The organism is Variovorax sp. W1I1, assembly GCF_030815625.1.
Classification (GTDB): Bacteria; Pseudomonadota; Gammaproteobacteria; order Burkholderiales; family Burkholderiaceae_C; genus Variovorax; species Variovorax paradoxus_C.
On record NZ_JAUSWZ010000001.1, the window covers coordinates 6,849,940 to 6,869,576 of the forward strand.

Annotated in this window: 16 protein-coding genes; 13 read left to right on the forward strand and 3 right to left on the reverse strand. The window is 67.8% G+C overall.

Features of this window, described 5'->3' with window-relative positions; all coding sequences use genetic code 11:
• Positions 1–65: 65 nt before the first annotated feature.
• From QFZ83_RS31820 to QFZ83_RS31830, 3 genes are all read right to left on the reverse strand, one after another.
• Positions 66–1,469 (reverse strand): aspartate aminotransferase family protein, encoded by a 1,404-nt coding sequence (locus tag QFZ83_RS31820; protein WP_307512374.1) that lies wholly within the window; start codon positions 1,467–1,469, stop codon positions 66–68.
• A gap of 184 nt (positions 1,470–1,653) precedes the next feature.
• Positions 1,654–2,589 carry a glyoxylate/hydroxypyruvate reductase A gene (locus QFZ83_RS31825; protein ID WP_307512376.1) on the reverse strand — a complete coding sequence of 312 codons (936 nt, stop codon included), beginning with the start codon at positions 2,587–2,589 and terminating at the stop codon, positions 1,654–1,656.
• Between the two features lie 11 nt (positions 2,590–2,600).
• Positions 2,601–3,479, reverse strand: a complete 879-nt coding sequence (locus tag QFZ83_RS31830; protein WP_307512379.1) for a GNAT family N-acetyltransferase — start codon at positions 3,477–3,479, stop codon at positions 2,601–2,603.
• A 504-nt stretch (positions 3,480–3,983) separates the two neighbouring features.
• Here QFZ83_RS31830 and QFZ83_RS31835 point away from each other — a divergent pair.
• The 13 genes from QFZ83_RS31835 to QFZ83_RS31895 all read left to right on the forward strand — a co-directional run bounded on the left by QFZ83_RS31835 (position 3,984) and on the right by QFZ83_RS31895 (position 19,557).
• The gene (locus QFZ83_RS31835; RefSeq protein WP_307512380.1) at positions 3,984–4,649 is read left to right on the forward strand and encodes a haloacid dehalogenase type II; all 666 of its coding nucleotides are present in this window, start codon (positions 3,984–3,986) and stop codon (positions 4,647–4,649) included.
• Between the two features lie 31 nt (positions 4,650–4,680).
• A complete protein-coding gene (locus tag QFZ83_RS31840) occupies positions 4,681–5,973 on the forward strand; it encodes an FAD-binding oxidoreductase (protein WP_307512382.1) in 1,293 nt (430 codons plus the stop codon).
• Between the two features lie 70 nt (positions 5,974–6,043).
• A complete protein-coding gene (locus QFZ83_RS31845) occupies positions 6,044–7,666 on the forward strand; it encodes an ABC transporter substrate-binding protein (RefSeq protein WP_307512384.1) in 1,623 nt (540 codons plus the stop codon).
• A gap of 34 nt (positions 7,667–7,700) precedes the next feature.
• On the forward strand, positions 7,701–8,657 hold the full coding sequence (locus QFZ83_RS31850; RefSeq protein WP_307512386.1) for an ABC transporter permease: 957 nt from the start codon (positions 7,701–7,703) through the stop codon (positions 8,655–8,657).
• Between the two features lie 10 nt (positions 8,658–8,667).
• The gene (locus QFZ83_RS31855; protein ID WP_307512388.1) at positions 8,668–9,573 is read left to right on the forward strand and encodes an ABC transporter permease; all 906 of its coding nucleotides are present in this window, start codon (positions 8,668–8,670) and stop codon (positions 9,571–9,573) included.
• Complete coding sequence (locus QFZ83_RS31860; protein WP_307512390.1) at positions 9,573–11,231, forward strand: ABC transporter ATP-binding protein; 1,659 nt, start codon at positions 9,573–9,575, stop codon at positions 11,229–11,231. Before QFZ83_RS31855 ends, QFZ83_RS31860 begins: the two co-directional genes overlap by 1 nt.
• A gap of 11 nt (positions 11,232–11,242) precedes the next feature.
• On the forward strand, positions 11,243–12,331 hold the full coding sequence (locus QFZ83_RS31865; protein WP_306881961.1) for a tartrate dehydrogenase: 1,089 nt from the start codon (positions 11,243–11,245) through the stop codon (positions 12,329–12,331).
• A gap of 40 nt (positions 12,332–12,371) precedes the next feature.
• Complete coding sequence (locus tag QFZ83_RS31870) at positions 12,372–13,850, forward strand: NAD-dependent succinate-semialdehyde dehydrogenase (RefSeq protein ID WP_306881819.1); 1,479 nt, start codon at positions 12,372–12,374, stop codon at positions 13,848–13,850.
• A gap of 229 nt (positions 13,851–14,079) precedes the next feature.
• Complete coding sequence (locus QFZ83_RS31875; protein ID WP_306881818.1) at positions 14,080–14,433, forward strand: cupin domain-containing protein; 354 nt, start codon at positions 14,080–14,082, stop codon at positions 14,431–14,433.
• Between the two features lie 33 nt (positions 14,434–14,466).
• Positions 14,467–15,885 (forward strand): aldehyde dehydrogenase family protein, encoded by a 1,419-nt coding sequence (locus QFZ83_RS31880; RefSeq protein ID WP_307512392.1) that lies wholly within the window; start codon positions 14,467–14,469, stop codon positions 15,883–15,885.
• Between the two features lie 95 nt (positions 15,886–15,980).
• Entirely contained in the window at positions 15,981–17,306 is a 1,326-nt protein-coding gene (locus QFZ83_RS31885; RefSeq protein ID WP_307512394.1) for an FAD-binding oxidoreductase, read from the forward strand.
• 8 nt (positions 17,307–17,314) lie between these two features.
• On the forward strand, positions 17,315–18,229 hold the full coding sequence (locus QFZ83_RS31890) for a GNAT family N-acetyltransferase (protein ID WP_307512396.1): 915 nt from the start codon (positions 17,315–17,317) through the stop codon (positions 18,227–18,229).
• 50 nt (positions 18,230–18,279) lie between these two features.
• Complete coding sequence (locus QFZ83_RS31895; RefSeq protein WP_306881814.1) at positions 18,280–19,557, forward strand: FAD-binding oxidoreductase; 1,278 nt, start codon at positions 18,280–18,282, stop codon at positions 19,555–19,557.
• Positions 19,558–19,637 lie beyond the last annotated feature (80 nt).

The following is a 19,637-nucleotide window of genomic DNA, read 5'->3' on the forward strand; positions in this document are numbered from 1 at the left end:
TACAGGAAAGGTCCGATTCTGCGTCGTCGGCCGGTGATTGAGGGAGGCTTTGCGCGTCTTCCTGTTCAGGCCGCCAGCGCGGCGCGAACGTCGGGTGCCTCGAGCACTTCGTCGAGCGTCTTCTTCAGCCGGGCGAAGAGCTGCGCGAACTCGTCCTCGGTGAAGGTGAGCGCGGGCGCAAAGCCCAGGATGTGGTCGCCGAAGGAGCGGAACACCAGGCCGTTGCGGTAGCCGGCGGCAGAGATGCGTTCGGACAGCCCCAGGGCCGCATCGAAGCCACGCTTGCTGGCTTTGTCGCTCACCAGTTCCAGCGCGCCCAGCAGGCCGCGGTGGCGCGCATCGCCGACCAGCGGGTGCGTGCGCAGCGCATCGAGCCCGGCCGCGAAATGCGCGGCGCCGCGCTGGCCGTTGGCGAGCACGCCGCCTTCCTCGTAGAGCCGCAGCACCTCGAGCGCAACCGCGGCGCCCACCGGGTGTGCCGAATAGGTGGCGCCGTGGCCGATGGACGCACCGGCGGGCGCGCCGTCGGCGATGCCGGCGTAGACCTTCTCGGACATCATGGTGGCGCCCATCGGCACATAGCCTGCGGTCAGTCCCTTGGCCAGGGTCATGAGGTCGGGCTCCACGCCCTCGGCCTCGCAGGCGAACATCGGGCCGGTGCGACCGAAGCCGGTGATGACTTCGTCCACGACGAAGAGGATGTCCAGGTCGCGCGCGGCCTCGCGCATGGCCTTCAGCCAGCCCACGGGCGGCACGATGACACCGCCCGAGCCCTGGATGGGTTCGCAGAAGAAGGCCGCCACGTTGTCCGCGCCCAGTTCGGCCACCTTGGCGCGCAAGGCTGCGACCGACGCGGCGATCAGTGCCTGCGGGTCGCCGCCATCGGCACGGCGGTAGGCGTAGGGCGACGCGATGTAGTGCTGCGTGGGCAGCGGCAGGTCGAAGCCGCGATGGAAGGCCGGCAGCGCGGTGAGCCCCGCGCCGGTGGACGACGAGCCGTGGTAGCCGCGCTCCAGCGAAATGAACTGTTTCTTGGAAGGCCGGCCGGTCGCGTTGTAGTACTGCACGATGAAGCGCACAGCCGCATCGACCGCCTCGGAGCCGCCCAGCGTCAGGTACACGCGGGTGAGCGACGCGGGCGTGATCTGCACGAGCTTTTCGGCCAGGCGGATGGCTGGCTCGCTGCTGAAATGAAAGTAGCCGGTGGCATACGGCAGCCGGCGCATCTGCTCGGCGGCGGCCTGCACCACGCTCTCTTGCCCGTAGCCCACGTTCACGCACCAGAGGCCGGCGAAGGCATCGAGCAGTTCGTGGCCGTTGCCGTCGGTCAACCAGGCGCCGCGGCCCGAGGCCAGCACGGTCGGGCCGCGCTGCTCGTGCACGCGCCAGGGCGAGACGGGGTGGATGAGGTGGGCGCGGTCGATCGCGTCGAGCGCGGCGTGGTGAGGCAATGCGGTGGGGTGCGTCATGGCGGTGTGTGTGAAGGCGAGAGCAAAGGAGGCTGTCGATGCCCTCAGCTTAGGCCGCGCATCGCGCGAGGTGGTGCTGCTTTGGGGGTGCTCCGCGAAGCAGGCTGCGGTTGTGTGCGGCGTCGGCAGCAGATCGTGCGGTCGGTCTTTTTCGACGTCTCGATGGGGCGCTTCGATCGACGACTCAATACCCGCGTGCGCGATCGACCAAGCCGACCATCGGCTCGCCGGCCTCGAAGCGCTCGAGGTTGTCGAGCAGCGCTTCTGCGGCGCTCAGCGGCTGCGTCATGCTTGCAATGTGCGGCGTGAGCCGGATGCGCGGCTGGCGCCAGAAGGCATGTTCCGGCGGCAAGGGTTCGGGATCCGTCACATCGAGCACCGCATCGCCGATCTGCCCGCTGGCAAGGGCTGCGAGCAGGTGCGCGTCCACCAGTTGCGGACCTCGCCCCACGTGCACCAGGCCCGCGCCCGCGGGCAGCAGCGAGAACAGCCGCGCATCGAGGAAGCCGCGCGTCGAGTCGGTCAGCGGCAGCAGGCACACGAGGATGTCGGTGCGCGCCAGAAAGGCCGGCAGCTCGTCGGCGCCGGCATGGCATTGCACGCTGTCGACCGCATGCCGCGAGCGGCTCCATCCGGCGCAGTCGAAGCCCAGTGCGACGAGCTGCGCCAGCGCGGCCTGTCCGAGCGAGCCCAGTCCGAGCACGCCGATGCGCCGCTCGCCGGCGGGCAGCACGGGCAGCGGCTTCCACACGCCTTCGTCCTGCTGGCGCTGGTACTGCGGCATGTTGCGATGCAGGCCGAGCACTGCATGCGTCACGTACTCGACCATGCCGCGCACGATGCCGGGCTCGACCATGCGCACCACCGGCAACGCGGCCGGCAGCGCCGCGAAGTCGAACTGGTCGACGCCCGCGCCCGAGGAAAACAGCACCTGCAGGTTCGGGAAGCGCACCGCCATGTCGGGCGGCGGCTCCCAGGCCGCAAGAAAGCGCACCTGCGCCGGATCGCCGACGTCGGGCCAGATGCGAAAGTCGATATCGGGCCGGCGGCGGGCGAACACCTCGGCCCACTGGCGACCGCGCACGGGGTCGGACTTGTAGAGGAAGGTCGTGGTGCCCATCGGTTTCCCCTTCAGCCCACGGCCTGTGTGACGAGCGCGAACAGCGTCGGTCCCGCCGGCGGCACAGCGAGCGGCGCACCGCGCACCATCGTCGTGGGCGCGTCGACGCGCAACAGGCCGATGCTCTCGAGCCATTCGGCCAGCCCGCTTTCGAAGTCGATGTCGATGCGCGTGAACTGGCCGGCATTCACGCCCGCAAGGTGCGCGATCAATGCCTTCGCGCCGTCCGCATCGGGGGCCACCACCGGACCGATGGCGTGGCCGCGCCCGAAGCGCCGCAGCATCGCGAAGCCGACGGGCTCGTTCTCGCGATCGAGCACCACGCAGGCGTCGGCGCTTTGCAGCAGGTCGGCGATCAGCGCATCGCGCGGCATGCCGCGCGATGCCGCGTCGAGTGCCTGCAACGCGGGCAGTTCGTTCAGGCCCGCGGGCCGCAGGCGCCAGCCCGGCTGCAGCGCGACCAGCGGCGGCGACAACGCAATGCCCTGGTGCTGGCGCATCTCGCCGGTGCGCACGAAGCCCAGCCGCTCATAGAGACCACGCCCTTCGGCCGTCGCATGCAGCAGCACGGTGCGGTCTTCCATGCCGTCGAGCAGCGCAGTCATCAGCCGGTGCCCGATGCGGCGGCCCTGGCAAGCGGGGGAGACGATCACCAATCCGATGGTGGCGTGGGCCGGGCCCCAGAGCCAGCGCTGTCCGGTCGCGACGATCTGGCCGTCGCGCTCGGCTGCGATTCCCTCGGAATGCACGAACGTCTGCGCCCAGTCCGCCGGGCGATGCGGCCAGCGCAATTCGGCGGACAGCGCATGCACATGCGGCAGGTCGGCGGGCGTCATCGGTCTGAACACCACGCCGTCCATGGCGGGTGCATTCGGAATCGGATCGGGCATCGGAAAACTCTCTCTGTTGCGGTGAATTGCGCGTCCATCTTGGACGACATCGCGGCTGTGCACCAGAGCGAAACGGGCATCCACCGCAACTCGCAAGCTTCGCCTGCAGCATGCCCCGCTTTTGCAATTGCCTGCGGTGGCGCACCCGGCATACGCACACAAATGCTGCGCCAACCTGCCTAGCATCGGTCGCCATTCCCTTACGTGTCGCCGCCCCTGATACCAATGCCACGCCAATGCCATGCATGCCTCGATCCACGCACATCCCGGACGCTTCAAAAGCGTGCCGACCGGCTGTGCAGCGGCACATCAAGGTGCATGGCGGCACGCATCGAGGGCAGACCGCACGGCATGCCGTCGCCGGCCCCGCAAACCGCAGCTTCGTTGCGGCGGACATCGTTTTTCAACACATCCGTCACACGACTGCGTGCTGCAATCACTTCGTAATGAGCTTGTCGCAATTCCCATCCATGTCCCAACTTTTTTGATCAAGGATTCGAGACCATGACCTTCCGTCCCAAGTACGTGACCTTCGACTGCTACGGCACCCTCACCCGGTTCCGCATGAAGGAGATGGCTGCCGACCTCTTCGCCGACCGCATTCCGGCCGAGCGCATGGAAGAGTTCCATGCCGACTTCACCGCCTATCGCTTCGACGAGGTGCTGGGCGACTGGAAGCCCTACGAAGTGGTGCTGAAGAACGCGGTGCGGCGCCTCTGCAAGAAATGGAAGATCCAGTACTTCGACCTGGACGCGCAGAAGATCTACGACGCGGTGCCCACCTGGAGCCCGCACGATGACGTGGCGGCCGGCCTGGCAAAGGTCGCCAAGGAGATTCCGCTGGTGATCCTGTCGAACGCGTCCGACGACCAGATCCAGAAGAACGTCGCGATGCTCGGCGCGCCCTTCCACCGTGTCTACACCGCGCAGCAGGCGCAGGCCTACAAGCCGCGCCTGCAAGCCTTCGAGTACATGCTCGACTCGCTGGGCTGCAACCCGGAGGACGTGCTGCACGTGTCGTCCAGCCTGCGCTACGACCTGATGTCGGCGGACGACCTGGGCATCGTCAACAAGGTGTTCGTGAACCGCGGCCACGGCCCGGGCAACCCGGCCTATCACTACACGGAAATCCAGGACATCGGCGGCCTTCCCGGCGTCGTCGGTCTCTGATCGCTCCGCAGCCCGCACGCCTCATCACACCATGAAGCTCGACTCCTACTGGACCGATTCGGCGCCGGCCTTCTCCCCCGCGGCGTGTGCGTTGCCGGGGCAGGTCGATGTTGCGATCGTCGGCGGTGGCTTCACCGGCCTCTCGGCGGCGCTGGCATTCGCTCGGCGCGGTGCCCGCGTCGCGGTGCTGGAGGCCGGCACGCGCGTGGCGGCGGAAGCGTCGGGCCGCAACGGCGGGCACGTCAACAACGGGCTGGCCGTGGACTATGCCGATGTGGCGGCCAAGGTCGGCGTTGAAAAAGCCCGCGCCTGGTACCACGCCTACGACGCCGCGGTGGACGCCGTGGCGCGGCTGGTGCGCGACGAAGAGATCGACTGCGACTTCATGCGGCACGGCAAGCTCAAGCTCGCCACGCGCGCCAGCCAGATGGACGCGCTCGAACGCAGCGCGCAGCGGCTGGTCGGCGACGGCGTGGACACCGAGGTCGAGATATTCGATGCGGCGCGCGTGCGCGACGAAGTGCAGAGCGAGCGCTTCCACGGCGGGCTGCTCTACAAGCGCAGCGGCCAGATGCACATGGGCCGCTTCGCCCACGGCCTGGCCACGGCCGCGCAACGCCACGGCGCGCAGATTCACACCGGCACCGCCGTCGAACGCATCGAGCGCCTGGGCCAGGGCCACGCGCACCGGCTGCACACGGCGCGCGGCACCGTCACCGCGCAGCAGGTGCTGCTGGCCACCGGCGCCTCGCGCCATGGCGGCTACGGCAGCTTCGGCTGGCTGCGCCGCCGCATCGTGCCGATCGGCAGCTTCATCGTGGTGACCGAGCCGCTGGGCGCCGAGCGCGCACACGCGCTGCTGGCGGCGCGGCGCACCTACACGACGGTCGCGAACATCCATCACTACTTCCGCCTCACGGCCGATCACCGGCTGGTGTTCGGCGGACGCGCGCGCTTCGCGATCTCCAGCCCGCAGTCGGATGCCGCGAGCGGCGAGATCCTGCGCGCCGGGCTGGCCGAGACCTTTCCGCAGCTGGGCGCCGTGCGCCTGGACTACTGCTGGGGTGGCCTCGTCGACATCACGCAAGACCGCCTGCCCCATGCGGGCGAACGCAACGGCCTCTACTACGCCATGGGCTACAGCGGCCACGGCACGCAGATGTCGGTCCACATGGGCGAGCGCATGGCCGCCGTGATGAATGGCGACGCCAACGCCAACCCCTGGCGGGACCGTGCATGGCCCGCCATTCCCGGCCACTTCGGTGCGCCCTGGTTCCTGCCGGCGGTGGGCATGTACTACCGGCTCAAGGACAGACTGGCCTGAGCGCCCGCTGCCGATCTGCGTTTCCCCCTTTCGATTTCTTCCACCCCACGGCCTCCCAGGAGTACCCACCATGAGCGACAGCAACAAAAAGAGCCTCGAACATCTCGTCGGCCCCGGCGAAAGCCTTCGCGTGATGGATTCGCTGAAACGCGGCGCCTCGCGGCGCGACATCCTCGCGATGCTGATGGCCGGCGGCATGCAGGCCACGCTGGCCGGTGGCCTCGCGGGCATGGCGGTGTCGGCCCATGCGCAGACGCCGCGGCGCGGTGGACGCATCCGGGTGGCGGGCGCCACGGCCGCGGCAACCGACACGCTCGATCCGGCCAAGCAGTCGAACCAGACCGACTACTCGCGCTGCAACATGGTCTACAACGGCCTGACCTCGCTGGACGGCAGCCTCACGCCGCAGCCCGCGCTGGCCGAATCGTTCACCACCAAGGACGCCAAGACCTGGGTCTTCACGCTGCGCAAGGGCGTGACCTTCCACGACGGCAAGGCGCTCTCACCCGCCGACGTGGTGTTCTCGGTGATGCGCCACAAGGACCCGGCCACCGCGTCCAAGGCCAAGGTGCTCGCCGACCAGATCGAGAGCGCCAAGGCCACCGGTGCCAACGAAGTGACCTTCGTGCTCACGGCGCCGAACGCCGACCTGCCGGTGATCCTGGGCACCTCGCACTTCCAGATCGTCAAGGAAGGCACCACCGACTTCAACGCGGGCATCGGCACCGGCCCCTACAAGCTGAAAGAGTTCAAGCCCGGCATCCGCTCGCTGGTGGTGCGCAACGACGCCTACTGGAAACCGGGCAAGCCGTACCTCGACGAGATCGAGTTCGTGGGCATCGGCGACGAGAGCGCGCGCGTCAACGCGCTGCTGTCGGGCGGCATGGACCTGGTGGGCTCGGTCAATCCGCGCTCGGTCGAGCGCGTGAAGGGAACGCCCGGCTTCGGCATCTTCGTCACGCAATCAGGCCAGTACTCCGACCTGGTGATGCGCAAGGACGTGGGCCCCGGCGCCAACCCGGATTTCGTGCTCGGCATGAAGCACCTGTTCGACCGCGAACAGATGAAGAAGACCATCGCGCTCGACTACGCGGTGATCGGCAACGACCAGCCCATCGACCCGACCAACCGCTTCCACTTCGCCGGCCTGCCGCAGCGCGCCTTCGACCTGGACAAGGCGAAGTTCCACCTGAAGAAGTCGGGCATCACCGGCAAGGTGCCGATGGTGGCGTCGCCCGCGGCGCTGTACTCGGTCGAGATGTCCCTGTTGCTGCAGCAGACCGCGCAGCGCGCCGGCCTGGAGCTGGACATCAAGCGCATGCCGGCCGACGGCTACTGGTCGAACCACTGGCTCAACAGCCATGTGGGCTTCGGCAACGTCAACCCGCGCCCGAGCGCCGACGTGTTGCTCACGCAGTTCTTCCAGTCGGGCGCGGCCTGGAACGAGTCGCGCTGGAAGAGCGAGAAGTTCGACCAGTTGCTGCTCGCCTCGCGCGCCGAGACCGACCTGGCCAAGCGCAAGCAGATGTATGCCGACATGCAGACCATGATCCACCAGGACGCGGGCATCGGCATCCCGCTGTTCCTCGCGAGCATCGACGGCCACACGTCGAAGCTCAAGGGCCTGTCGCCGATTCCGCTGGGCGGGCTCATGGGCTACAACTTCGCCGAGAACGTGTGGCTCGAGGCATGACGCGCGCGGGCCATCGCTGCACGGGATGTTCGCCATGAACCGCGTGATCCTCAAGCTCCTCGGCCAGCGCATTGCGCTCGCGCTGCTGTCGCTGCTGACGGTGTCGGTGGTCGTTTTCGCGATCACCGCGGTGCTGCCCGGCGACGCGGCGCAGGAGCAGCTCGGCCAGGACGCCACGCCCGAAGCGGTGGCGGCCCTGCGCGCCCAGATGGGCCTGGACGTGCCGGCGCCCCAGCGCTATGCGAAGTGGCTCTTCGGCATGCTGAAGGGCGACCCCGGCCTCTCGTCCACCACGCAGATGCCGGTGGCCGAAATGGTGGCCAGCCGCCTGCCCAACTCGTTGTTGCTGGCCGCCGTCACGGCGCTGTTCTCGGTGCCGATCGCGCTGACGCTGGGCATCGCCTCGGCGGTGTGGCGAGGCTCCTGGTTCGACCGCGTGGCCTCGACCACGGCGGTGGGCGTGGTGTCGGTGCCGGAGTTCCTGGTCGCGACGCTCGCGGTGCTGGTGTTCGCGGTCAAGCTGCGATGGTTGCCTGCGCTTTCGTTCGTGAGCGACATCGAGTCGCTGGGCCAGATGCTGCGCGCCTTCGCCATGCCGGTGCTGGTGCTGTGCTGCGTGATCGTGGCGCAGATGATGCGCATGACACGCGCCGCGGTCATCGACCAGCTCGAGGCGCCCTACATCGAGATGGTGCGCCTGAAGGGCGCCTCGCCGATGCGCATGGTGCTCGCGCATGCGCTGCCCAACGCGGTGGGGCCGATTGCCAACGCGGTGGCGCTGAGCCTGTCGTACCTGCTGGGCGGCGTGATCATCGTGGAGACCATCTTCAACTACCCGGGCATCGCCAAGCTGATGGTCGACGGCGTCTCGCAACGCGACATTCCGCTGGTGCAGACCTGCACCATGATCTTCTGCTGCGCCTACCTGATCCTGGTGACGACGGCCGACATCTTCGGCATCCTCGCCAACCCGCGGCTGCGGCACCGCTGAAGGGAACCCCATGGAAACCTCCACATCTTCAGCCGTTGCGAACGCTGCGGTGCCCGCGGTGCCGGTGCCGCAGGAACGCCGGGGCCGCGTGCTGCCGTGGCTCGGCGGCTTCGGCGTCTCGGGCCTGCTGGGCCTCGCGGTGCTCGTGTTCTGGCTGCTCGCGGCGCTGCTCGGCCCGTGGCTGCTCTCGCACGGCACGGCGGCGATGGGCACCTCCAACGTCTTCGAGCCGATCAGCGCGGCGCACTGGCTCGGGACCGACTACCTCGGCCGCGACATGCTGGCGCTCATCATCGAAGGCGCGCGCTACACGATCGGCGTTGCGCTGCTGGCCACGCTGCTGGCCAGCGGAACCGGCACCACGCTCGCGCTGCTGGCCGCCGCCAGTGGCCGCTGGACCGATTCGGTGCTCAGCCGCGGCCTGGACACGCTGACCGCGATCCCGAGCAAGATGTTCGCGCTCATCATGGTGGCGGGCTTCGGTTCGTCGGTGGCGATGCTGGTGGTCACCGCGGCCATCATCTACGTGCCCGGCGCCTACCGCATGGCGCGCTCGCTGGCCGTGAACATCAACGCGCTCGACTACGTGACCGTGGCGCGCACGCGCGGCGAAGGCACGCTCTACATCATGCTGCGCGAGATCCTGCCGAACATCCTCGGCCCGATGCTGGCCGACCTGGGCCTGCGCTTCGTCTATGTGGTGTTGCTGCTGGCGAGCCTGAGCTTCCTGGGCCTGGGCATCCAGCCGCCGGCGGCCGACTGGGGTTCGCTGGTGCGCGAGAACATCGGCGCGCTGGCCATGGGCGGCGCCTCGGTGATCGTGCCGGCGCTGGCCATCGCGAGCCTGACCATCGCGGTCAATCTGGTCATCGACAACCTGCCCGGCCGAGCCGCGCGCGAACGGGGGAAGCTCTGATGGGTGCCTCACTCACTGTCAAGGGCCTGTGCATCTGCGCGGGCACCAGCACGCTGGTCGACAACCTGAGCTTCTCGGTGCAGCCGGGCGAAGTGCTCGCGCTCATCGGCGAATCGGGCTCGGGCAAGACCACCACCGCGCTCGCGCTCATGGGCCATGCGCGCGACGGCTGCCGCATCTCGGGGGGCAGCGTGCGCATCGGCGAGACCGACGTGCTGGCGCTCGACGCCCGTGCGCAGCGCGCATTGCGCGGCCGCACGGTCGCCTACATCGCGCAGAGCGCGGCCGCATCGTTCAATCCGTCGCGCACGATCATGGACCAAGTGGTCGAGCCCACCGTGATCCACGGCCTGTGCAAGCGCGCCGAGGCCGAGGCCAAGGCGGTGCAGCTTTTCCGCGAACTCGCGCTGCCCGATCCGGAAGGCATCGGCGCGCGCTATCCGCACCAGGTGTCGGGCGGCCAGCTGCAGCGGCTGATGGCGGCGATGGCGCTCATCGGCGACCCCGATCTCGTGATCCTCGACGAGCCGACCACCGCGCTCGACGTGACCACGCAGATCGAGGTGCTGCGCGCCTTCCGCCGCGTGGTGCGCGAGCGCCGCGCCACCGCGGTGTACGTGAGCCACGACCTCGCGGTGGTGGCGCAGATGGCCGACCACATCCTGGTGCTGCGCAACGGCGGCATGCGCGAGATGAACGCGACCGCGCAGATCCTCGCCGCGCCGGCCGACGACTACACCAGGAGCCTGCTGGCAGCAGCCCGGCCGGTGGTGCGCGCGTCGGCCAAGGCCGCGAACGACGATCCCGAGTTGCTGCTTGAAGTGCGCCAACTCTCGGCCGGCTACGGACCGGTGGATGCGCAGGGGCGGCCGGCCAAGCCGATCCTGGAGAACATCGACCTCAAGCTCTACCGCGGTCAGGCCATCGGTGTGATCGGCGAATCGGGCTCGGGCAAGACCACGCTCGCGCGCGCCGTGGCCGGCCTTCTCAAGCCCAGCCATGGCAGCGTGCTGTTCCATGGCCGCGAACTGAAACCGACGCTGCAGCAACGCGAACGCGACGAGCTGCGCCGCATCCAGATCGTGTTCCAGATGGCCGACACGGCGCTCAACCCGTCGCAGACCATCGAGCGCATCCTGGCGCGGCCGCTGCAGTTCTACAAAGGCCTGCGCGGCGAGCCGCTGCGCAAGCGCATCCGCGAGCTGCTCGACCTGGTGAAGCTGCCGCAGACCGTGGCCGGGCGCCTGCCGGGCGGCCTCTCGGGTGGGCAGAAGCAGCGCGTGAACCTGGCGCGTGCGCTGGCGGCCGATCCGGACCTCATCCTCTGCGACGAGGTGACCTCGGCGCTGGACACGGTGGTCGGCGCTGCGGTGCTCGACCTCATGGCGGAGCTGCGGCGCGAGCTGGGCGTGTCGTACCTTTTCATCAGCCACGACCTGCACACGGTGCGCGCGGTGTGCGACGAGATCGTGGTGATGCAGCACGGCAAGAAGCTCGCGCAGGTGGCGCGCGCCGACTACGACCGGGGGCCGCACCACCCCTACTACGAACTGCTCGCGCGCTCCGTTCCCGAGCTGCGCTGCGGCTGGCTCGACGAGATGGACCGCGCCGCGACTGCGACTGCCACCTCCGCCGCCACCACCATCGCCACATCATGACAAGGACCGAGATGACACCGACCTTTCGCATTGCGCTGATCGCCGGCGACGGCATCGGCAAGGAAGTGATGCCCGAAGGCCTGCGCGTGGTGCTGGCCGCCGCGGAGCGCTTCGGCTTCGAGCTCGATTGCCGCACCTTCGACTGGGCCAGCGCGGACTACTACGCCGCACACGGCCAGATGATGCCGGACGACTGGAAGGCGCAGCTCAAGGGTGTCGATGCGCTGTACTTCGGCGCCGTCGGCTGGCCCGCGACCGTGCCCGACCATGTGTCGCTCTGGGGATCGCTCCTGAAGTTCCGCCGCGAGTTCGACCAGTACATCAACCTGCGCCCGGTGCGCCTGTTCGAAGGCGTGCCCTGTCCGCTGGCCGGCCGCAAGCCTGGCGACATCGACTACCTCGTGGTGCGTGAGAACACCGAGGGCGAATACACCTCCCTCGGCGGCGTGATGTACGAAGGCACGGACCGCGAGATCGTGATCCAGGAGTCGGTGTTCTCGCGTCACGGCACCGACCGCGTGCTGCGCTACGCGTACGAGCTGGCCAACAGCCGCAAGCGCAAGCACCTCACGGTCGCCACCAAGAGCAACGGCATCGCGATCAGCATGCCCTGGTGGGACGGCCGCGCGGATGCCATCGGCAGCGAATACGCCGATGTGACGGTCGACAAGCAGCACATCGACATCCTGTCGGCGCGCTTCGTGCTGCAGCCCACGCGCTTCGACGTGGTGGTGGCGAGCAATCTGTTCGGCGACATCCTCTCGGACCTCGGGCCGGCGACCACCGGCACGATCGGCCTCGCGCCCTCGGCCAACCTCAATCCGGAGCGCAAGTTTCCGTCGCTCTTCGAGCCGGTGCACGGTTCGGCGCCCGACATCTACGGCCAGAACATCGCCAACCCGATCGCGATGATCTGGTCGGGCGCGCTGATGCTGGACTTTCTCACGCAAGGCCAGGGCGCGGGCCGCGCGGCGCACGACGCCATCCTCGGCGCGATCGAGGCGGTGCTGCGCGAAGGGCCGCGCACGCGCGACCTGGGCGGCACCGCTTCCACGACGGAACTGGGCATCGCCATTGCCGAACGCGTGGCCGCGGCCTGACGCGTTCCCTGCCTCAACTCTTTACCGACCTTTTCATTCCATGCCACTCACCCTCCAACGCCAGGACCTGCTGCCGGGCCTTCATCTCATCGGCGCCGAATGGCGCGACGCCAGCGATGCACGCCGCCTCGATGTGACCGACCCCGCCACCGACAGCGTCTTCGCGAGCGTGCCCGACGGCACGGCCGCCGATGCGCGCGCCGCGGTCGATGCGGCGCATGCGGCCTTCCCTGCCTGGCGCGCCGTGCCGGCCAAGCAGCGCGCGCAGATCCTCAAGCGCTGGAACGACCTGATGCTCCTGCACCAGGAAGACCTGGGCCGCCTGATCTCGCGCGAACAGGGCAAGCCGCTGGCCGAGGGCCGCGGTGAAGTGGCTTATGCGGCCAGCTATGTCGAGTGGTTCGCCGAAGAGGCCACGCGCGCCAACGGCGAGGTCATTCCCGCGCCGGTGAGCGGCCGCCGCATGCTCGCGCTGAAGGAGCCCGTGGGCGTGGTCGCCGCGATCACGCCGTGGAATTTTCCGGCCGCGATGATCGCCCGCAAGATCGCCCCCGCGCTCGCTGCGGGCTGCACCGTGGTCTGCAAGCCGGCCGAAGACACGCCGCTGACTTCGCTCGCGCTCGTGAAGCTGGCCCAGGAAGCGGGCGTGCCGGCGGGCGTGCTCAACATCGTGACCGCCTCGCGCGAACGCACGCCCGAGGTGGTCGATGTGTGGCTGGCCGATGCGCGGGTGCGCAAGATCAGCTTCACCGGCTCCACGCCGGTCGGCAAGCACCTCGCGCGCGCCTCGGCCGATACGCTGAAGAAGCTGTCGCTCGAACTCGGCGGCAACGCGCCCTTCATCGTGTTCGAAGACGCCGACATCGATGCCGCGGTGGAAGGTCTGATGGCCGCCAAGTTCCGCAACGGCGGCCAGACCTGCGTGTCCCCGAACCGCGTGTTCGTGCAGGCCAAGGTGTACGACGCCTTCGTCGACAAGCTGGCCGCGCGCGTCGGTGCGCTGCAGGTCGGACCGGCCACCGAACCCGATTCGCAGATCGGGCCGATGATCAACGCGCGCGCCGTGGACAAGATGGAGCGCCACGTGCGTGATGCCGTGTCCCGCGGCGCGCGCATTGCGGTCGGCGGCGAGCGGCTGCGTTCGGCGCGCTGCGACGGCCCCAACTACTACGCGCCGACCGTGCTGGTGAATGCCGACGCCAGCATGGAATGCAGCTGCGAGGAGACCTTCGGGCCAGTGGTTCCGGTCACGCGCTTCGAGACCGAGGCCGAGGTGATTGCCGCCGCCAACGACACGCCCTTCGGCCTCGCCGCCTACTTCTACTCGACCGACACGCGCCGCATCTGGCGTGTGACCGAGGCGCTCGAATCGGGCATCGTCGGCGTCAACGAAGGCGCACTGGCCGCCGAGGCGGCGCCCTTCGGCGGCGTGAAGGAATCGGGCTACGGCCGCGAAGGTTCCGTGCATGGCCTGGACGACTACATGCACATCAAGTACGTGTGCCAGGGGCAGCTCTAACGGCGCATCGTTTCGCCCTGGTTGCGTCGAGAAAAACCCAACCGCAGGCTACCGAACCAGTCGGTGGACCGCACCTCCTTCTCGACGCGCCAACGGCCACCGCACGATCCATCAGCGCACGCCCGCAAAGACATATTTCCCGCTGTTATCGCCCGCTGGTTCAGCATCAACGCAGCCGGAATTTTTCTAGCATTGGTTCACCATCCAACCAACGCGAACAGGGTTTCACATGTCCAAGCTTCTTGTCCCATTCAACCTCGACCAACTCGGCGAACCGCGTGAATACCGGCCGCCGGCGGAACGCGTCATCGAGGGCGATGTCGTATGCCGCAACTGGGACGTCGACAGCGCGAAAGACGGCAAGGTGCGCGCCGGGGTGTTCGAGTCGACCGTTGGCGTCAATCACTCCATCAAGGGCGAGACGTGGGAGTTCTGCCTGATCCTTTCGGGCGTGGTGGAAATCACGGAGCAAGGCCAGCCCCCGTTGACCTACAAGGCCGGCGACTGCTTCATCATGAAGCCGGGCTATGTCGGAACGTGGCGCACCATCGAAACCGTTCGCAAGGTGTGGGTCATGGCTTGACCGGAAAGCGCCGTGATGACAACTGAACCACGCATGAACGACGCCCGCTTCTATATCGATGGATGCTGGCAAGACCGCACCGATGCCGCAGGCATTGCGGTCGTCGATCCGTTTACCGAAGAAGTCATCGGGCACGTTGCAGCGGGCTCGTCGACGGATGTGGACCTGGCCGTCGCCGCGGCCCGGCGCGCTTTCGAAACGTTTTCGCGAAGTTCCGTCGAGGAGCGGCTTGCGCTGCTGGGCCGAATCCTGGCGTTGCTGGAAAAACGCGCGGAGTTGTTCGCCCAAGCCATCGTGGCGGAGATGGGTGCGCCCATCGGATTCGCCAGGGCCGCCCATGTGCCCTTCGGCATCGCGCATGTTCGCGCGCAGATGGAAGTGCTTCAGCGCTACAGGTTTCTTTCCTTGGATGGCAGCACCGCCATTTCGAAAGAGCCGATCGGCGTCTGCGCACTGATCACGCCGTGGAACTGGCCGCTGTATCAGATCACCGCGAAGGTCGCGCCGGCGATCGCCGCGGGCTGCACGGTCGTCCTGAAGCCCAGTGAGTTGTCGCCCTACAGTGCGCAGCTTTTCGCGCAGGTGATGCACGACGCCGACACGCCGGCCGGTGTCTTCAACCTGGTCGGGGGCAGGGGAGAGGTGGTCGGTGCGGCGCTGGCCGCGCACCCCGATGTCGACATGATCTCCATCACCGGATCGACGCGCGCCGGCGTGCTCGTGGCCCAGGCAGCTGCAGTGACGGTGAAGCGCGTCGTGCAGGAACTTGGCGGCAAGTCGCCGAACCTGTTTCTGGACGACGCCGATTTCGAACAAGGCGTGGCCAAGGGCGTGCTGGCGGGAATGCGCAACGCGGGCCAGTCGTGCAGCGCGCCGACACGGATGCTGGTGCCCGCGTCGCGCCTGGCCGAGGTGGAAGCATTGGCGCAAGCGGCGGTGATGGGCATCAACGTTGGCGATCCACGCGACGAAAAAATCTCGATGGGTCCGATCGCAAACGCTGCGCAATATGCGAGGGTGCAGGAGATGATCGCCAGCGGAATCGAAGAGGGCGCCAAGCTCATCTGCGGCGGTCCGGGCAGGCCCGCCGGTTTGACGCACGGCTACTTTGCACAGCCGACCGTGTTCTCCAACGTGTCGCCCGACATGAGAGTGGCGCAGGAAGAAATCTTCGGCCCCGTGCTGGTCATCATTCCTTATCGGGACGAGCAAGAGGCCATTGCGATTGCGAACGACACGGTCTATGGCCTCGGTGCCAGCGTGCAGTCCGGCGACCGGGAGCGAGCGCAGCGCGTAGCCAGGCAAATTCGCGCCGGCCAGGTGCACATCAACTATCCGGCGTGGAACAGCCATGCGCCGTTCGGCGGATACAAGCGGTCGGGCAATGGCCGCGAATACGGCGTCCATGGGCTCGAGGAGTACCTCGAAACCAAGGCCATCCTCGGCTATTGACCTTGCTTCCAAGAAACGAGGAAGCGAGGAAGCGGCGTCACGCGAAACCAAACCTGTCCTCAAGTTTTCACTGAACTTTCACCGGTATCACAAGAATGCCCGCACCTCTAGTTTCCGTCGAGTCCAGTCCAGAACTGCCGACGCACGCCGACGTTGTCGTGATCGGCGGCGGCATCATCGGCGTCTTTGCCGCGTACTACATGGCCAAGCGCGGGATGAAGGTCGCGCTCGTCGAAAAAGGACGTGTCGGCGCCGAGCAGTCGAGCCGCAACTGGGGTTGGTGCCGTCAGCAGAACCGCGATGCCCGCGAGTTGCCGATGGCCACGAAGAGCCTGGACCTGTGGGAGCAGTTCGCCGCGGAAACCGGCGAGGTCACAGGGTTCCAGCGATGCGGGTTGCTGTACCTCAGCAACAGCGAGAAGGAGCTGGACGGTTGGGCGCGCTGGGGAGAATTTGCGCGCACCGTCGATGTGAAAACCCACATGCTGACGGCCGACGAGGCGGCGCGACACGGCCGGGCCAGCGGCAAGCCCTGGAAGGGCGGCGTCTTCTCGCCGACCGACGGCACCGCGGACCCCTCGCGAGCGGCGCCTGCCGTGGCGCGGGCCCTGATGAAGCTCGGCGGCACGATTCACCAGGGCTGCGCGGCGCGAGGTATCGAGACCGAAGGCGGGCGCCTCTCGGCCGTGGTCACCGAGCGCGGCACCATCCGCACCAAGGTCGCGGTGCTCGCCGGCGGCGCCTGGGCATCGTCGTTCTGCCGCCAATACGGCATCCGGTTTCCGCAGGCGTCGATCCGGCAGACGATGCTCTCGGTTGCCACGGGCAGCAAGGAGATTCCGCCTGCGCTCCACACGACCGGCGTCTCGATGACGCGGCGCATGAACGGCGGATACGCGATCGCCATCAGCGGCCGTGGTCGCGTCGACCCGACGCTGCAGCTCTTGCGTTTTGCACCGCAGTTCCTGCCCATGTTCCAGCGGCGATGGCGCAATCTCGCGCCGGGCGGACTCGAAGGCGTCCGCTCGGGCCATGAAGCCTGGTCCCGCTGGCGGCTCGACAAGCCGACGCCGATGGAGCGCATGCGCGTGCTCGATCCGAAGGCGGACGCATCGGCTGTTCGCCTCACGTACAAGCGCGCCGTCGAACTGATGCCGACGCTGAAGGGGAGTTCGGTCACCGCATCCTGGGCCGGCTATGTGGACAGCACGCCCGACGGTGTGCCGGGCATCGGCGAGATCACGAACCTGCCCGGGCTCGTGCTGGCGGCAGGGTTCAGCGGCCATGGCTTCGGTATCGGTCCTGGGGCCGGGCACTTGATCGCCGACATCGTCAGCGGTGCAGAACCTCTTGTCGACCCGCGCCCGTATCACCCGGACCGATTCCTGTCTTCGGCCTGGGGCAAGGTCTCGGACTTCTAGGCCTCGCCATGACGCTCGACCCCTCTCGTGGCCTGCACGCGCCGGCGCACAAGACGACGCCGCACCTCATCGCGCTGCGCGCCGATCATTTGCCGGATGCGGTCGAACAATCGGCCGCATTGGGATGGCCGTACCGGGAAGCCGACTGGCGCTTCGCCTTCGATCTCGGCAGCGGCTTCGCGGCGGAAGTCGACGGCCGCCTGGTCGCCACGGCGCTGTGGTGGCCCTATGGACAGACCCATGCCTCGATGGGCATGGTCATCGTCGATCCGGGCATGCAGGGCCGCGGCCTCGGGCGGGCCTTGATGGAAAAGCTGCTCGACGAGGCGCGCGATCGCACGGTGTTCCTGAACGCCACCCAGGAAGGCCTTCCGCTCTATACACAGCTCGGGTTCGTCGCGCGCGGGCAGGTGTTTCAGCATCAGGCCGTACTGCCTGCGGACACCGTTCTTGCCGCGACACCGGCGAGCGTGCGCCCCATGCGAGCAGCAGACGAAAAGAGCGTGCGCCGGCTGGACTTGGCCGCCACGGGGATGGACCGAACCGCATTGCTGAGCGCATTGTTCGCGGCCGGAACGACGATGGTCGTCGACCGCGGTGCCGGTGTGTCGGCCTACGCCTGCGCGAGGGAATTCGGGCGTGGCGTGGTGATCGGCCCGGTGGTCGCATCGGGCGCAGACAGTGCGGCGGACGCAATGGATCTCATCGCCGCACTGGCTGGCCGAACCCGCGGCCGGTTCCTTCGCATCGACGTGACCGAGAGCAGCGGGCTGTCTGCATGGCTGAGCGAAATGGGGCTGCCCTGCGTTGGCCATGCGGTGCCCATGGTGCGCGACATCCAGGCTCGTGCCGGTGCGGATGCAGATGCAGATGCGGATGCGGACGCGCGCCTGTTCGCCCTTTCCAACCAGTCGTTCGGCTGACGCCGCGACCCACCTCGCAAATTCGTCCCGAAGACGATGAAAGTTTGTCCATGAAGCTGATGCCCTACTGGCTCGATAGCGCGCCCAAGTTCACCGCCGCACAGACAGCAGCGCCCAGCGGCGATGTCGATGTGGCGGTGGTCGGTGCAGGCTTTACCGGGTTGTCCGCGGCCATCGCGCTCGCCAGGAAGGGTGCGAGCGTTGCGGTGTTCGACGCCAGCACGGTGGGCAGTGCCGCTTCCGGCCGCAACGGCGGCATGTGCAACAACGGCTTCGCACAGGACTATGTTGCTTTGTCGGGCAGGCTCGGACGAGAGCGCGCCAACATGCTCTATCGCGCATTCGACGCGGGTGTGTGCAAGGTGGAATCGCTGATCGCGGAGGAAGGCATCGACTGCGACTTCAAGCGTGTCGGCAAGCTCAAGCTCGCTGCCAAGCCGGAGCACTACGACAAGCTGGCCCGCACGCAGGCACTGATGGAGAAGGAATGCGATCCGGACACCCACATGGTCACGCGGGCGGACCTGCGCAGCGAGATCGGGTCGGATCGGTACTTCGGCGGCATGGTCTTCGGCAAGAGCGCCGGCATGCACGTGGGCCGCTATGGCCACGGGCTTGCCGTCGCGGCAGCCAGGCGCGGCGTGCGCATCTACGAGAACGCGCCGGTCGTCGGCCTGAAGCGCCAGGGCGGTTCGGTGCATCAGGTCGAGACCCCCAACGGCAGCGTTCGCGCCAAGCAGGTGCTGCTTGCGACCGGCACGTCGGCCATAGGGCCGTTGGCATGGTTCCGCCGCCGCATCGTGCCCGTGGGGGCATTCATCATCGTGACCGAGCCGCTGTCGGTCGAAGTGCTCGACCGGCTCACGCCGCGGCGCCGGATGACGACGGACACGAAGAACTTCGTCAACTACTTCCGCGTCACGCCGGACAACCGCCTGCTGTTCGGCGGCCGTGCGCGTTTTGCGGCGACCAATCCCAAGTCGGACATGAAGAGCGGCGTCATCCTGCAAAAGTCGCTCGTGGAAGTTTTCCCCGAGCTGAAAGACACCCGCATCGACTACTGCTGGGGCGGCATGGTCGACATGACACGCGACCGCCTGCCGCGCGCCGGTGAGCGCAACGGCCTCTTCTATTCCATGGGCTACAGCGGGCATGGAACGCACATGTCGACCTACATGGGCGCGGTCATGGCGGAAGTGCTGGATGGCCGCGCCGACCTGAACCCCTGGCGTGATTTCGACTGGCCTGCGATTCCGGGCCATTTCGGCAAGCCATGGTTTCTTCCCATCGTCGGGGCGTATTACCGCTTTCAGGATCTGGTGCGCTGAGCGGATTCGGCGACGCGAACAGGCGTCGGCGAGATTCAAGATTGGCGACGGCAGCTTCGCGCAAGGCGCGCCCATCGGCG

Coding starts and splice junctions, on each gene's coding strand:
- QFZ83_RS31870 (WP_306881819.1), top strand. CDS start 12,372: ATGCCACTCACCCTCCAACGCCAGGACCTGCTGCCGGGCCTTCATCTC.
- QFZ83_RS31845 (WP_307512384.1), top strand. CDS start 6,044: ATGAGCGACAGCAACAAAAAGAGCCTCGAACATCTCGTCGGCCCCGGC.
- QFZ83_RS31890 (WP_307512396.1), top strand. CDS start 17,315: ATGACGCTCGACCCCTCTCGTGGCCTGCACGCGCCGGCGCACAAGACG.
- QFZ83_RS31840 (WP_307512382.1), top strand. CDS start 4,681: ATGAAGCTCGACTCCTACTGGACCGATTCGGCGCCGGCCTTCTCCCCC.
- QFZ83_RS31855 (WP_307512388.1), top strand. CDS start 8,668: ATGGAAACCTCCACATCTTCAGCCGTTGCGAACGCTGCGGTGCCCGCG.
- QFZ83_RS31875 (WP_306881818.1), top strand. CDS start 14,080: ATGTCCAAGCTTCTTGTCCCATTCAACCTCGACCAACTCGGCGAACCG.
- QFZ83_RS31860 (WP_307512390.1), top strand. CDS start 9,573: ATGGGTGCCTCACTCACTGTCAAGGGCCTGTGCATCTGCGCGGGCACC.
- QFZ83_RS31885 (WP_307512394.1), top strand. CDS start 15,981: ATGCCCGCACCTCTAGTTTCCGTCGAGTCCAGTCCAGAACTGCCGACG.
- QFZ83_RS31830 (WP_307512379.1), bottom strand. CDS start 3,479: ATGCCCGATCCGATTCCGAATGCACCCGCCATGGACGGCGTGGTGTTC.
- QFZ83_RS31880 (WP_307512392.1), top strand. CDS start 14,467: ATGAACGACGCCCGCTTCTATATCGATGGATGCTGGCAAGACCGCACC.
- QFZ83_RS31820 (WP_307512374.1), bottom strand. CDS start 1,469: ATGACGCACCCCACCGCATTGCCTCACCACGCCGCGCTCGACGCGATC.
- QFZ83_RS31825 (WP_307512376.1), bottom strand. CDS start 2,589: ATGGGCACCACGACCTTCCTCTACAAGTCCGACCCCGTGCGCGGTCGC.
- QFZ83_RS31835 (WP_307512380.1), top strand. CDS start 3,984: ATGACCTTCCGTCCCAAGTACGTGACCTTCGACTGCTACGGCACCCTC.
- QFZ83_RS31865 (WP_306881961.1), top strand. CDS start 11,243: ATGACACCGACCTTTCGCATTGCGCTGATCGCCGGCGACGGCATCGGC.
- QFZ83_RS31850 (WP_307512386.1), top strand. CDS start 7,701: ATGAACCGCGTGATCCTCAAGCTCCTCGGCCAGCGCATTGCGCTCGCG.
- QFZ83_RS31895 (WP_306881814.1), top strand. CDS start 18,280: ATGAAGCTGATGCCCTACTGGCTCGATAGCGCGCCCAAGTTCACCGCC.